Origin of the sequence: Thalassotalea euphylliae (genome assembly GCF_042682785.1) — a bacterium.
Taxonomy (GTDB): domain Bacteria; phylum Pseudomonadota; class Gammaproteobacteria; order Enterobacterales; family Alteromonadaceae; genus Thalassotalea_F; species Thalassotalea_F euphylliae.
Genome location: NZ_JBHUIB010000003.1, coordinates 413,910 through 428,393 on the forward strand (window position 1 = coordinate 413,910; position 14,484 = coordinate 428,393).

General features: G+C 43.1%; 14 protein-coding genes and 1 tRNA gene. 14 read left to right on the plus strand and 1 reads right to left on the minus strand.

Translation table 11 applies throughout. From position 1 onward, the window contains the following. Positions 1-3 precede the first annotated feature (3 nt). The 3 genes from carB (at position 4) to ACFSJY_RS09115 (ending at position 4,842) form a co-directional block, all read left to right on the plus strand. Complete coding sequence (gene carB / locus ACFSJY_RS09105) at positions 4-3,222, plus strand: carbamoyl-phosphate synthase large subunit (protein ID WP_386033475.1); 3,219 nt, start codon at positions 4-6, stop codon at positions 3,220-3,222. Positions 3,223-3,364: 142 nt separating this feature from the next. Further along, positions 3,365-3,841 carry a transcription elongation factor GreA gene (greA, locus tag ACFSJY_RS09110; protein ID WP_386033477.1) on the plus strand — a complete coding sequence of 159 codons (477 nt, stop codon included), beginning with the start codon at positions 3,365-3,367 and terminating at the stop codon, positions 3,839-3,841. 350 nt (positions 3,842-4,191) lie between these two features. Then, on the plus strand, positions 4,192-4,842 hold the full coding sequence (locus tag ACFSJY_RS09115) for a hypothetical protein (RefSeq protein WP_386033479.1): 651 nt from the start codon (positions 4,192-4,194) through the stop codon (positions 4,840-4,842). A gap of 56 nt (positions 4,843-4,898) precedes the next feature. On the opposite strand, the gene yhbY is transcribed toward ACFSJY_RS09115, so the two are convergent. Next, on the minus strand, positions 4,899-5,195 hold the full coding sequence (gene yhbY / locus ACFSJY_RS09120; RefSeq protein WP_386033481.1) for a ribosome assembly RNA-binding protein YhbY: 297 nt from the start codon (positions 5,193-5,195) through the stop codon (positions 4,899-4,901). Positions 5,196-5,303: 108 nt separating this feature from the next. Here yhbY and rlmE point away from each other — a divergent pair, with 108 nt between their 5' ends. The 11 genes from rlmE to ACFSJY_RS09175 all read left to right on the plus strand — a co-directional run bounded on the left by rlmE (position 5,304) and on the right by ACFSJY_RS09175 (position 14,480). Beyond that, entirely contained in the window at positions 5,304-5,933 is a 630-nt protein-coding gene (rlmE, locus tag ACFSJY_RS09125; RefSeq protein WP_386033483.1) for a 23S rRNA (uridine(2552)-2'-O)-methyltransferase RlmE, read from the plus strand. Positions 5,934-5,999: 66 nt separating this feature from the next. Beyond that, on the plus strand, positions 6,000-7,940 hold the full coding sequence (gene ftsH, locus ACFSJY_RS09130; protein ID WP_386033485.1) for an ATP-dependent zinc metalloprotease FtsH: 1,941 nt from the start codon (positions 6,000-6,002) through the stop codon (positions 7,938-7,940). Positions 7,941-8,002: 62 nt separating this feature from the next. Further along, on the plus strand, positions 8,003-8,854 hold the full coding sequence (gene folP, locus ACFSJY_RS09135) for a dihydropteroate synthase (protein WP_386033487.1): 852 nt from the start codon (positions 8,003-8,005) through the stop codon (positions 8,852-8,854). A 2-nt stretch (positions 8,855-8,856) separates the two neighbouring features. Continuing rightward, complete coding sequence (gene glmM, locus ACFSJY_RS09140) at positions 8,857-10,197, plus strand: phosphoglucosamine mutase (RefSeq protein ID WP_386033489.1); 1,341 nt, start codon at positions 8,857-8,859, stop codon at positions 10,195-10,197. A gap of 99 nt (positions 10,198-10,296) precedes the next feature. Beyond that, positions 10,297-11,070: a triose-phosphate isomerase gene (gene tpiA / locus ACFSJY_RS09145; protein WP_386033491.1), complete on the plus strand. Its 774-nt coding sequence runs from the start codon at positions 10,297-10,299 to the stop codon at positions 11,068-11,070. Between the two features lie 4 nt (positions 11,071-11,074). After that, a complete protein-coding gene (gene secG / locus ACFSJY_RS09150; protein WP_386034999.1) occupies positions 11,075-11,458 on the plus strand; it encodes a preprotein translocase subunit SecG in 384 nt (127 codons plus the stop codon). 20 nt (positions 11,459-11,478) lie between these two features. Then, positions 11,479-11,563 (plus strand) — tRNA-Leu (locus ACFSJY_RS09155). A gap of 351 nt (positions 11,564-11,914) precedes the next feature. Then, positions 11,915-12,640, plus strand: a complete 726-nt coding sequence (locus ACFSJY_RS09160) for a hypothetical protein (protein ID WP_386033493.1) — start codon at positions 11,915-11,917, stop codon at positions 12,638-12,640. Between the two features lie 305 nt (positions 12,641-12,945). Continuing rightward, positions 12,946-13,368, plus strand: coding sequence for an ATP-binding protein (locus ACFSJY_RS09165; protein WP_386033495.1), 423 nt, complete (start codon positions 12,946-12,948; stop codon positions 13,366-13,368). Between the two features lies 1 nt (position 13,369). Then, positions 13,370-13,696: an STAS domain-containing protein gene (locus tag ACFSJY_RS09170; RefSeq protein ID WP_386033497.1), complete on the plus strand. Its 327-nt coding sequence runs from the start codon at positions 13,370-13,372 to the stop codon at positions 13,694-13,696. After that, positions 13,689-14,480, plus strand: coding sequence for an ABC transporter ATP-binding protein (locus tag ACFSJY_RS09175; RefSeq protein ID WP_386033499.1), 792 nt, complete (start codon positions 13,689-13,691; stop codon positions 14,478-14,480). The genes ACFSJY_RS09170 and ACFSJY_RS09175 overlap by 8 nt, the downstream gene beginning before the upstream one ends. Positions 14,481-14,484 lie beyond the last annotated feature (4 nt).

Below are 14,484 nucleotides of genomic sequence, written 5' to 3' on the forward strand. Positions count from 1 at the left end.
ACTATGCCAAAACGTACTGACATAAAAAGTATTCTAATCTTAGGTGCAGGCCCAATTGTAATTGGCCAAGCATGTGAGTTTGACTACTCAGGTGCTCAAGCATGTAAAGCGCTTCGTGAAGAAGGCTACCGTGTAATCTTGGTTAACTCTAACCCTGCAACTATCATGACCGACCCAGAAATGGCAGATTCGACCTACATCGAACCTATTCACTGGGAAGTTGTTCGTAAAATTATTGAGAAAGAGCGTCCAGATGCCATTCTACCGACTATGGGTGGTCAAACTGCGCTTAACTGTGCACTAGAACTTGAGTCAAATGGTGTCTTAGCCGAATTCGACGTTGAGATGATCGGTGCAACGGCTGATGCGATTGATAAAGCGGAAAACCGTGAACGTTTTGACCAAGCTATGAAGAATATTGGCTTAGAATGTCCTCGCGCTGAAATTGTTCATTCAATGGAAGAAGCGAAGGAAACAGCTAAGCGTATCGGCTTCCCATGTATTATTCGTCCATCGTTTACCATGGGGGGTACAGGTGGCGGTATCGCGTACAACCAAGAAGAGTTCGAAACTATCTGTACGCGCGGTCTAGACCTATCACCAACAAATGAATTGTTGATTGATGAGTCGCTCATCGGTTGGAAAGAGTACGAGATGGAAGTTGTTCGTGACAAAAACGACAACTGTATCATCATTTGTTCGATTGAAAACTTCGACCCAATGGGTATTCATACGGGTGACTCGATCACTGTCGCACCAGCACAAACCTTAACGGATAAAGAATACCAATTGATGCGTAACGCCTCACTTGCTGTACTTCGTGAGATTGGTGTTGAAACCGGTGGTTCAAACGTGCAGTTTGGCGTTAACCCGAAAGATGGTCGTATGGTTATCATCGAGATGAACCCACGTGTTTCTCGTTCATCGGCATTAGCATCTAAAGCAACAGGTTTCCCTATTGCGAAAGTAGCAGCAAAACTTGCTGTTGGTTTCACATTAGATGAGCTTCAGAATGACATCACAGGTGGTGCAACTCCTGCTTCATTCGAACCAACAATTGATTACGTTGTAACGAAGATTCCTCGCTTTAACTTTGAGAAGTTCGCAGGTTCTGAAGATCGCTTAACCACACAGATGAAGTCGGTTGGTGAAGTGATGGCAATTGGTCGTAATCAACAAGAGTCATTGCAAAAAGCATTGCGTGGCTTAGAAGTTGGTGCAAATGGCTTTGACCCGAAAGTCGACGTGAATGACCCTGAAGCCCGTTCTGAAATTATGCATGAGCTTCAAGAAGCTGGTGCAGACCGTATCTGGTATGTAGCTGACGCATTCCGCCTTGGTATGTCTGTTGACGACGTGTTTAATGCAACGAAAATTGACCGTTGGTTCTTAGTTCAAATTGAAGACATAGTGAATGAAGAGAAAGCATTAGCAGAAAGCGGTATGGCGGGCTTAGATGCAGCTGCACTTCGTCGCTTGAAACGCAAAGGTTTTGCTGACAAACGTTTGGCTGATGTTATTGGTGTTAACGAGTCAGAGATTCGTAAGAAGCGTCATGCTTCTGATATTCGTCCAGTTTACAAACGTGTAGATACTTGTGCAGCGGAGTTTAGCTCTGATACGGCTTACATGTATTCGACATACGATGAAGAGTGTGAGTCAGCACCTTCAGACAAAGAAAAAATCATGATTATCGGCGGTGGCCCAAACCGCATCGGTCAAGGTATCGAGTTTGATTACTGTTGTGTTCACGCTGCACTAGCAATGCGAGAAGACGGTTACGAGACAATTATGGTTAACTGTAACCCAGAAACCGTGTCTACAGACTACGATACATCAGACCGTTTATACTTTGAGCCAGTAACGTTTGAAGACGTTTTGGAAATCGTAAATGTAGAAAAACCAAAAGGCGTCATCGTACAATACGGTGGTCAAACTCCACTTAAATTGGCACGTGCGCTAGAAGCTGCTGGTGTGCCAATTATCGGTACATCTCCAGATGCCATTGACCGAGCTGAAGACCGTGAACGTTTCCAGCAAGCTGTCGATCGCTTAGGTCTTTTAACACCTCAAAACGCAACAGTAACGTCTTTAGAAGAAGCAGTTTCTGAAGCGAAGAACATCGGTTTCCCACTTGTTGTACGTCCATCTTATGTACTTGGTGGCCGCGCAATGGAAATTGTGTATGACGAGGATGACTTACGTCGTTACATGAACGAAGCGGTAAGCGTTTCGAACGACTCTCCAGTATTGCTTGATCACTTCCTAGATGACGCGGTTGAAGTTGATATTGATGCAATTTGTGACGGCGAGAATGTTGTCATTGGTGGTATCATGCAACACATTGAACAAGCAGGTGTCCACTCAGGTGACTCAGCATGTTCTTTACCTGCATACAGCCTCAGCCAGGAAGTACAAGACGTAATGCGTGAGCAAGTGACTAAACTTGCTTTTGAATTAGGCGTAATAGGCCTGATGAACACGCAAATGGCGGTAAAAGATGGCAAGGTTTACCTTATCGAAGTTAACCCGCGTGCTGCACGTACGGTTCCATTTGTATCGAAAGCAACGTCAGTACCGTTAGCAAAAGTTGCCGCTCGTGTTATGTCAGGTAAGTCTTTGGCTGAACAGGGCGTTACTAAAGAAACGATTCCACCGTTCTTCTCAGTAAAAGAAGTGGTTATTCCTTTCAACAAGTTCCACGGTTCTGACCCATTAGTAGGTCCAGAAATGCGCTCAACTGGTGAAGTTATGGGCGTAGGTGACACATTCGAAGAAGCGTACGCTAAAGCGAACCTAGGTGCTGGTGTTGTGATTCCTAAGTCGGGTCGTGCACTTATTTCTGTACGTAACAGTGATAAAGAGCGCGTAGTTGAGCTTGGTAAGCAACTTGTTGCTTTAGGTTATGAGTTAGATGCTACGCACGGTACTGCTGTTGTATTGGGTGAAGCTGGCGTTCCATGCCGCCTAGTGAATAAAGTTCACGAGGGTCGACCGCATATTCTTGACCGTATTAAGAACAGCGAATACAGCTACATTATCAACACGACGGAAGGCCGTAAGGCTATTGAAGACTCTAAAGTACTTCGTGGTGGCGCATTGCGTTACAAAGTGCCTTACACGACAACGTTAAATGCTGCATTTGCTTCTTGTCAGGCCCATGCTGCAGACGACCGTAATACCGTGACTTCAATTCAAGAGTTACACAAACGTTGTAGCTAAATATAACGTAATGATATTCGGCAAGGTGAAACTTCACTTTGTCGAATCATGACAGTTTTGTTATGCTAATAATCATTACCGTAAATTATGCATAAAGGTGGTTCATAGCCACCTTTATCTTTTTCTAGGATTAGACGTTTAGATGAACCAGTATCCAATGACCTTGCAAGGCGCTGAAGCTTTGCGTGAAGAGTTGAACGAATTAAAAACTGTAAAGCGCCCGCAAATTGTTGAAGCTATTGCTGAAGCGCGTGAGCACGGCGATTTGAAAGAGAATGCCGAATACCATGCCGCACGTGAGCAGCAGGGTTTTTGTGAAGGCCGTATTCAAGATATTGAAGGCAAGTTAGGCAATGCACAAATCATCGATGTCACGAAGATTCCTAATTCAGGGAAAGTGATCTTCGGTGTAACTGTTGGTTTGTTGAATATTGAAACTGACGAAGAAGTGACCTATCAAATTGTTGGTGATGATGAAGCGGATATTAAAAATAACCGCATTTCTGTCAACTCTCCAATTGCGCGTGGTCTAATCGGCAAGACAGTCGACTCTGAAGTAGAGATCAAGACACCAGCTGGCTTAGTGGAATATGAAATTATTTCGGTAGAGCACATTTAGAAGCCCGTTAGAGTTTCGTTAAAAAGGCGCCAATAGGCGCCTTTTTTGGGTTGTGTAATAGGGAGTCAACTGCTGACTTGTTTTTATGAGCAAGCATATATAGTCTTTTAGGTGTCAATTACCTTTAAACTAGTCGCCCTGTTGATATGCTAAAAGGACTTTTCTTATTTCTTTTCTGTTTGCCTTGTCTTGCGATGGATGTTGTCAATTACTCATCGTACGGCAGGGACAATTTACCGTATGACACTTACTATCAAGATCTTCTCAGAGCCGCACTAGAAAATTCAAAAGATAAATTCGGCGACTATCAACTTAATGGTGTCGATGTCGGAAAGTCACAAGCAAACCAAGTGAGCCTTATTAAAAATCAAAAAGTGATTAATGTTGTTTGGACAATGACGTCTAAAGAGCGAGAAAGAGAGTTGCTGCCCGTACGAGTGCCTTTATTTATGGGTCTAGGCGGCTGTAGAGTGTTTTTGATAAAGAAGGGGAATCAACCTGAATTTAACAATATTCACTCTGAACAAGCGTTGAAAAGACTATATGCCGGCCAAGGCGCTGATTGGCCAGATACTGAAATTTTAGAATTTAATGAATATAACGTTGTAAAGGCGGCCGTACATGACACGCTGTTTTCTATGTTAGAGAAAGGGCGCTTCGATTATTTTCCTCGGGCAATGCATGAGGCATTTGTCGAAGTAAATCACTTTGAGGGGTTGGCTGTTGAAGAAACTATTCTTCTTAAGTATACCGCTCCCTTTTTCTTTTTTGTGAGTAATGAAAATAAGAGACTGGCTGAGCGTTTGGAATATGGTTTGGTTAAAATGTATCAGGATGGCAGCTTTGCGCAATTTTTTGAGAGCAACCCATATAGCAGTGGAGTCTTGAGTCGTGCTGGTGATTTTAAAAGAAAAGTGTTTAACCTCAAAAACCCCTTACTTTCAAAAGAGACAAGTGAGGCACTTGAAAATCCACATTATGAAATGAACTGCGGATTGTGAGCATTAAAAAGCCACCATGATAGGTGGCTTTTTCTGTAACGACAGTTACTTGTTATTTAGATTCGTGGTAACTGAATTTTTTTATCTTCAGATTGACGATAAATAATCAATGTTTTACCGATCACTTGAATCTTAATTGCGTCAGTCTCGCGCACGATAGCCTCTACAATTAAGCCTTTCGTTTCACGGTCGTCCGTTGGGATCTTTACTTTAATAAGCTCATGGTGGCTAAGGGCTGCGTCGATTTCCGCAACGACACCTTCAGTCAAACCATTGCTGCCTAATAACACCACTGGCTTTAAATCATGTGCCAATGCTTTTAGGTGTTGGGTTTGTTTTTTGCTTAAGTTCATTAATACTTTTCGTTACAAGTTGCTTGAATAATTATATTTTACCCTTATCTAGTCTGTAATACTATGTTTAACCCACGTTAGATTGGGTGATTTTCCGAAGGAATTTACGTGAGTAAAAAAAAGCATTCGGCAAGCAGTAAACGTTGGCTTGACGAACACTTTGACGATAAATACGTTAAAAAAGCTCAAAAGCTCGGCCTCAGGTCTAGAGCTGTCTTTAAAATCGAAGAAATTAACGAAAAAGATAAATTGATCAAGCCGGGCATGAAAGTCGTAGATTTAGGAGCGGCACCCGGTGGTTGGTCTGAGTACGCGACGAAAGTTGTGGGTGATGACGGACAGGTGGTTGCTTGCGACATTCTACCGATGGATCCTATTGCCGGCGTAGACTTCTTGCAAGGTGACTTTCGGGAAGATGCAGTTCTTGACGCTTTGCTTGAGCGAATCGATGGTAAGAACATCGATGTCGTGATGTCAGACATGGCCGCTAATTTCACTGGTAATGATGCGGCAGATTCAGCGCGCAGCATGTATTTAGTAGAATTGGCACTTGATATGTGTCACCAAGTATTGAAGAAAAACGGCGCTTTCGTGGTCAAAGTATTTCAAGGAGAAGGCTTTGACCAGTTTATGAAAGATGTCAAAGCAGTCTTTAACGTAGTGAAGACCCGTAAACCAGAATCATCTCGTGCACGTTCACGGGAAGTTTATCTGGTAGCTACTGGTTTCAAATTGTAGTAAATTAACTCTTATTTATGGTCGCACCAGAATTGAAAACAGCGAGAGGTTGTTAAGTTGAGCGATATGGCTAAAAATCTTATTTTATGGTTAGTAATTGCCGTGGTATTAATGTCTGTGTTCCAGTCATTTTCACCGGGTGGCGGTAATGAACAACAAATGGACTACACCCGTTTTATACAGGATGTAAGACAAGGGGCAGTCCGTGACGCGACCGTTGACCGCAATGGCGTTATCATCGGTACAAAACGCAGTGGCGAGCAATTCAAAACCGTAATCCCTGGCGGTTACGACAGCGACCTTATCAACGATTTAGTGAAACAAGGTGTTCGTGCTAAAGGTCAATTACCTGAAGAGCCAAGCATCTTAACGTCTATTTTTATTTCTTGGTTCCCAATGTTATTGCTTATTGGTGTATGGATTTTCTTCATGCGTCAAATGCAAGGCGGTGGTGGTAAAGGCGCGATGTCTTTTGGTAAGTCAAAAGCGCGTCTATTAAGTGAAGATCAAATCAAAACAACATTTGCTGATGTCGCTGGTTGTGATGAAGCAAAAGAAGAAGTTGCTGAACTCGTTGATTACCTTCGCGATCCAACAAAATTCCAAAAACTTGGTGGTCGCATTCCATCAGGTGTCCTGATGGTAGGTCAACCTGGTACGGGTAAAACGTTGTTAGCAAAAGCGATAGCGGGTGAAGCAAAAGTTCCATTTTTCTCAATTTCAGGTTCCGACTTCGTAGAAATGTTCGTTGGTGTTGGTGCATCTCGCGTACGTGATATGTTCGAGCAAGCGAAGAAGTCTGCGCCGTGTATTATCTTTATCGACGAAATTGATGCGGTAGGTCGCCAGCGTGGCGCAGGTCTTGGCGGTGGTCATGATGAGCGTGAGCAAACGTTGAACCAAATGCTAGTTGAGATGGACGGCTTCGAAGGTAACGAAGGTGTTATCGTTATCGCGGCGACTAACCGTCCTGACGTATTAGACCCTGCGTTATTGCGTCCAGGTCGTTTTGACAGACAAGTCACCGTAGGTCTTCCTGACATTCGAGGTCGTGAACAGATTCTAAAAGTGCACATGCGTAAAGTTCCATTAGCTGACGATGTTAAAGCGTCGGTAATTGCTCGTGGTACGCCAGGTTTCTCGGGTGCTGACCTTGCTAACCTAGTGAATGAAGCTGCTCTATTTGCTGCTAGAGGCTCTCGTCGCCTCGTATCAATGGAAGAATTCGAAAAAGCAAAAGATAAGATATTGATGGGCGCAGAGCGTAAGTCAATGGTCATGAGCGAAGACGAAAAGGAAATGACAGCTTACCACGAAGCGGGTCACGCAATTGTTGGTCGTCTAGTGCCAGAGCATGATCCAGTTTATAAAGTAAGTATCATTCCTCGCGGTAGAGCGCTAGGTGTAACGATGTATTTGCCTGAGCAAGATCGTTTTAGCCATAGTAAGCAACACCTAGAAAGCAATATTTCGTCGCTATACGGTGGTCGTATTGCAGAAGAAATTATTTACGGTCCAGATAAAGTATCGACAGGTGCCTCAAACGACATTGAGCGAGCAACAAACCTTGCGCGTAAAATGGTAACGCAATGGGGTCTATCAGAAAAAATGGGGCCAATGTTGTTTGCTGAAGAAGAAGGCGAAGTGTTCCTTGGTCGTACGTCAGCTAAATCAATGCACATGTCAGATGAAACGGCAAAAGCGATTGATGATGAAATCAAAGAGTTTGTTGATCGCAACTACCAACGTGCGGAGCAAATCCTAAAAGACAATATGGATATTTTGCATGCAATGAAAGATGCGCTAATGCGTTATGAAACTATTGACGCAAACCAAATTGATGACTTAATGGCACGCCGTGAAGTACGCGCGCCAGCTGATTTTGATGATTCAAGTTCAGGTTCAACTCCAAGCGCAGGTGCCCAGTCAGAGCCAAAAGCGGAAGACAAAGAGGAAACCCCAAAAGGGCCAGACCTTGATAAGCCTAGCGAAGAGCCGGCAAAGTAAGTCAACATCATATCTAGCATAGCCCCGAACATTCGGGGCTTTCTTTTGTAAAAAGTTTATTGATGAATAATAAAATTATCCAATGTGGTAACAAGCCACTTTCTCTAGCAGTGCCACAGGTCATGGGTATTTTGAATGTCACGCCTGATTCGTTTTCAGACGGTGGGAAGTTCACAAATTTTGAACATGCACTAAAACAAGTCGAGCAAATGGTTACCGATGGCGCATCAATTATCGATATCGGTGGTGAGTCTACGAGACCAGGCGCGAAAGATGTTCCAGAGCAAGAGGAACTCGATAGGGTGGTGCCTGTTATTGAAGCTATAAGCGCACGTTTTGATACTGTCATCTCGGTTGATACCAGCAAAGCGCAAGTGATGGCTGAAGCCGTTAGAGCAGGAGCTGGCATTATTAATGACGTCAGAGCGCTCCAAAACGAAGGCTGTCTCACCGCAGCGGCTCAAACAAATGTGCCAATTTGCCTTATGCATATGCAAGGCCTTCCGCGCACAATGCAAGCAAACCCAACGTACAATGATGTAACTCAAGACATTGTTACCTTTATTGCAGAACGCATCGAGGTTTGTAAAAAGAACGGCATTGAAAAAGAGCGATTAATAGTTGATCCAGGCTTTGGTTTTGGTAAAACATTAGAACAAAACTATCGTCTTCTTAATGAATTAGCACAATTTGAAGCACTTGGCTTACCATTGTTAGTTGGTATATCTCGTAAGTCTATGATTGGAAACTTGCTTAATGCTGATGTTGAACAGCGATTAGCAGGTAGTTTAGCGGCAGCACTGATTAGCGCGCAAAAAGGTGCAAAGATTATTCGTGTTCACGATGTAAAAGCAACGGTGGATGCACTTAAAGTTTTAGCGGCTGCTGAGCAGCCAGAACTGGCAAGGGGATAAAAATGTCAGATAGAAAATATTTTGGAACAGATGGTGTTCGTGGTTTAGTGGGCAAAGCCCCTATTTCGCCTGACTTTGTTATGAAGCTAGGTTATGCGGCAGGTAAGGTCCTTGCGGCAAAAGGCACTAAAAAAGTGTTAATTGGCAAAGATACTCGCATTTCCGGGTATATGCTTGAATCTGCGCTTGAAGCTGGGTTCTCAGCCGCGGGTGTAAATATTGGCCTTCTAGGGCCAATGCCTACACCAGGTATTGCTTATTTAACGAAAACCTTCCGCGCAGAAGCGGGTATTGTAATAAGTGCATCTCACAATCCTTATTATGATAACGGTATTAAGTTTTTCTCTCAGTCTGGCGAGAAACTACCTGACGAAGTAGAGCTTGAAATTGAAGCTGAAATTGACAAAGAAATGTTGTGCGTTGATTCCGCTCAGCTAGGTAAAGCTGCGCGTATAGACGACGCCGCCGGGCGATATATTGAGTTCTGTAAAAGTAATTTCCCAAGTCAATACTCTCTCGCAGGCATGAAGCTAGTCGTCGACTGTGCGAATGGCGCTACATATCACATTGCACCCAACGTATTTAGAGAACTTGGCGCAGAAGTGATTGAAATAGCGACGAGTCCAAATGGCCTAAATATCAATGACGGCTGTGGGGCCACGTCTATGGCGCAAATTCAAGCTGCCGTTGTTGAACATGAAGCCGATATGGGGATCGCTCTCGATGGTGATGGCGACCGGCTAATGATGGTTGATCATACTGGCCAAGTTATCGACGGAGATGAAATTGTCTACGTTATCGCAAATAGCGATTTAGCTGCAGGAACGTTGCGTGGCGGTGTTGTAGGTACGTTGATGAGCAACATGGGCCTAGAACTCGCGCTTGCCGACATGGGCGTGCCATTTGCGCGCAGTAAAGTGGGCGACCGATACGTGATGGAAATGTTACAGCAAAATGGCTGGCAACTTGGTGCTGAAAATTCTGGCCACATTATTAATCTTAATCACACATCAACGGGCGACGGCATTATTGCCGCATTGAATGTGTTAACCGCTATCTGTCGTAGTGGAAAATCACTATTTGATTTACGCCAAGGCATGACAAAGCTTCCTCAGGTATTAGTCAACGTAAGGTTCCAAGGCGATACAGATCCTCTTGTTGCTGAGAATGTCGTTGCTGCTGTTCATAAGGTAAATGAAAAGCTGACAGGCAGAGGTCGCGTACTTCTGCGCAAATCGGGTACAGAACCTCTCATTCGCGTTATGGTTGAAGGACCAGATAAGGAAGAAGTAACGGCATTAGCGCAAGACATTGCAGAGGCAGTAAAAGTTGCGTGTGAGTAATCGCATGAATAATCGCCAAATAAACGCAATATAATGATAAATACTTGTAACTTAGCGGCAGGTTAGTTACTATCTCGCCGCTTTAAATGGGAACGCACTATGAAAAGACAATCAATCGTTGCAGCCAACTGGAAAATGAACGGTGGCTTTGCGTTAGTTGAGGAAATGAGTGAGCGTTTAGCGCACATTTCACTGCAAGAAAGCGTTAATGTGGTTGTGTGTCCATCGTTTCCATTTTTAAGTGCTTTAAGCCATTCATTTATTCAGCATGAGTTAGCAGATACGTTTGCAATTGGTGCCCAAAATGTGAATGAGTTTGATAGCGGTGCATACACAGGAGAAGTTTCAGCAGATATGTTGAAAGCGTGTAATGTACAATACGTTATTTTGGGGCATTCTGAGCGTCGCTCTATTTATAAAGAGACAAGCACGCAAGTCGCTCACAAAGTAAAACAAGCGCTTGAAAACGGCTTAACTCCCATCTTATGTATAGGTGAAAGTGAAGCAGAGCGCATGGCGGAGCAAACCGAGACAGTATTAGCTGCTCAGCTCCAGCCAGTAATTGATGAAGTAGGCATTTCGGCATTCGCCAACATAGTTATCGCGTACGAGCCAGTTTGGGCTATCGGTACCGGTAAAACAGCCTCGCCAGCAATGGCTCAAGAGACACATCAATTTATTAGAACGTTTTTAGCTGAGCTTGATGCGAATATCGCACAAAAAACGCCAGTGCTATACGGCGGCAGCGTAAATGCTAAAAACTGTGAAGAATTGTTTGCACAAGCTGATATAGACGGTGGTCTAATTGGCGGTGCAAGTTTGAAAGCTGACGAATTTACGGTAATTTGTTCAGCAGCAAAAGGAACAAACTAACATGTTGTATGAAATTTTAATTGTCATCTACTTGATTGTTGCAATTTGCTTGATTGGTTTAGTACTTATCCAGCAAGGCAAGGGTGCTGACATGGGCGCGTCATTTGGTGCAGGCTCATCAGCAACAATCTTCGGTTCAAGTGGTTCAGGTAACTTCTTAACTCGCGCAACAACGTGGTTAGCGATTGCATTTTTCGCTATCAGCTTAGTATTGGGTAACCTTACTGCGCAACGCACGAAGCAAGTAGACGAGTGGAATGATTTGTCGGTTCCAGCGGAACAACAAATTCCTGGCGAAGTACCTGCAGCTGCAAGCGCAGAACCTAAAGCCGCTAACGAAGATGTTCCAGCGTCAGAAGACAACAACGACAGCGACGTACCAAACTAGTCACTATCGTTAACAGTTTCGCGGATGTGGTGGAATTGGTAGACACGCCATCTTGAGGGGGTGGTGCTTAACAGCGTGCGGGTTCAAGTCCCGCCATCCGCACCAATACAAGGTTCATTAAGAACCCATAAAAACCGGAAAGCCTAATTAGAACAGGTTCTTCCGGTTTTTTTTTTTATGCCTGAAAATTTTGTGCATGTTGCGCACAATAATAAACGTGTTAAGTATCTATACTGCTCTTAACCTAAAAGAACACTTCCAAGTTTCTTTTGTCTGTAATGTGGTTTGTGAATTGCACCTGTACTGCACCAAAACCTATTTGATTGTGTTGTCACTTGCGACCGAATAACACATTTATTTCCACCCTTTACTTGTAATGCTATGCTGAACCAATAACCAATAACCAATAGCCGTTTCTGCTCTATCAATAGTGATAAGACATTGCATGCAGAGGAAATGGCAACGGCAAGTAAGGATGGCGACGTGACTGCCAATTTTAAATTCATTGTGACTATCGCAGTTTCATCTCTCATTGGTGCAGCTATTACTGCTGTTGTCCTAAGTGAAGTTTTCGACTCTAAATTGCAAAGCCAAAGTGAACGTATACAAAAGCTGACAGACCTTTTAGCTCAAGGTGCAGAAAACACCACTACGTCGTCTTGGAATATAGCGTCAAACATACCGAAAGCGTCTAGCAAACAAGACGTGAAGTTAGATAAGTTTCTTCAAAATATCGAAACAAAAATTAATGATATTGAAGTCGCCACAAGTATTGTAAAGCAAGATGTTGAGCGTTTGAGACGGATGGGAAAATCAGAAGCCCAATATCTTGAGGTTGTTGTAAGAGAAACGAAGGGTAAGGATTCAGCGTTACTGGTGTCAAATCTAGATAACAGAGAAGATATTTGCGATGCCATTGATACAGACGATTGGGAAAGTTTAAGCCATATATTACCGAATCCAATTCCTTCGCAAAGAATGAAATGTGAGGGTATCTCGATATTAGTCTATGCCATTCAAAGTGAACGGCTGAAGGCTGCGACAATCATCAGCAAACACTCTCTAATTGCTGACTTGAAGGAAGCAGAGTCAGCTGCATTCTCATACCCTTATCTCCATGGCATTATTCAACAGAGAATAATGAGTTTTAGTACACCGACGCACACAACGGAAGAAAACTAGAATAAAAAGTTGTGGGCTGAAATATTTAAAAAATCGTTTGGCTCACTCTTCCTTCGCTCCCTCATTCTCAGTATTTTTGCTCTGCAATATGCTAATTTTTCCTACCTAAAAAGTCATATTGTTAACGCGAGCTAATTTAGAACACAAAACGAAGTGTCTAAATAATAGTCGAAATATAAAATTAGCTTGGGTAGTCTATAATCAGAAAGAGGTTGTTAAATAAGCAATTTTATTTAACGTGGTACCTGTTACATAAGTAGTGGCATACGGCCTTATTGGCCGGCTGATGGTGTGATGCGGTAGAAATGAACCAATCTGATAATAATAACAATAGCTATGTCTGTTTTTCCAAAACGGAAGCACTTAAAGATATTCGAGCTTATGTGCGTGACCGTGCAAAGAGTTTTGGCTATTCCAAGGACAATGTTGATGCCATTGTTTTGGCAATAGATGAAGCATGTGCCAATGTCATTCGACATGGTTACCATTTTGACGAATGTGGCCAACTCTGTGTTGAGTCATACACAGATAAAGACGACGCCGTATTTGTTATTAAAGATACTTGTCCCAAAGTATCTGAAAAAGATTTAACACCCAAAAACGAATGTTTATCCGATCCTGGCGGTCTAGGTGTGTCATTAATGCGCACAATTATGGACTCAGTGACTTTTCTTAGCCATCAAGGCAAAGGCAATCATCTCGAATTACGTAAGAAGTTGGAACATTAGCATGGAAATAAATACTCACGAGCAGTCTGGTGCAACTGTTATTGAATTGACTGGCGAAGTTGATTTACATAACGCCAAAACGCTTAAGGCTGAATTGCTTAAGGCTGCCGGGCAAAAAAAGCCGGTGGCCGTTAATTTAGAAAAACTGACTTATATTGATAGTTCCGGAATGGCTACATTGGTTGAAGGATTTAATACCGCCAAGCAAAACAAGACTAAACTGGCGCTTATTGCCGTTAATGGTGCACCTTTACAGGTGCTAAAACTAACGCGGTTAGACAGTATTTTTCCTATGTTTGGGTCTGTCGAGGCGTTTTTGAATGACTGATAAGTTCGCGATAGAGGTCAGTGGTTTAAATGCGTTTTATGATGAACGTCAGATTCTGTTTGATATCAATTTTTCAGTTCAGCAAGGTGAAATATTGGTCATTATGGGTGGTTCAGGCTCAGGAAAAAGTACGTTATTGAATAATTTACTTGGTTTGCTGACACCTAAACAAGGCAGTATCAGTATCGACGGTGTCGACGTGATTAATGCGTCAGATAAAGACATTAAATCACTGCGACAAAAGATGGGCGTGGCCTTTCAAGGGGGGGCTTTGCTTAGCTCATTGTCTGTTGAAGATAACATAAAGCTGCCTCTACAACGCAATACAAACTTAGATGCAGCGACTATTTCAGTAATGACGCAGTTGAAGTTGGAGTTAATGAACCTTGCTGGGTTTGGCAAGCATATGCCGTCTGAACTTTCAGGAGGAATGCTTAAACGAGCGGGTCTTGCAAGGGCAGTAATCATGGATCCGAAAATTCTGTTTTTTGACGAACCATCTGCAGGACTCGACCCCATCATGTCTGTGGAGCTGGACGAACTGTTGCTTTCTCTGCGTGAAGCAATGGGCATGTCGATGATTATCGTGACGCATGAATTAGAAAGCGCGTTTAAAATCGCTGACAAAGTGCTTGTTTTATTCGAAGGAAAAATTGCTGCTTATGGCGCAGTTGACGATATCAAAAACTCAACAGATGAAAGAATTCAAAACCTTATCCATCGTCGTCCAAGAAAAGATGATATTGACGGTGATGAATACCTAAAACGGTTAACCAATGGATAGGGGG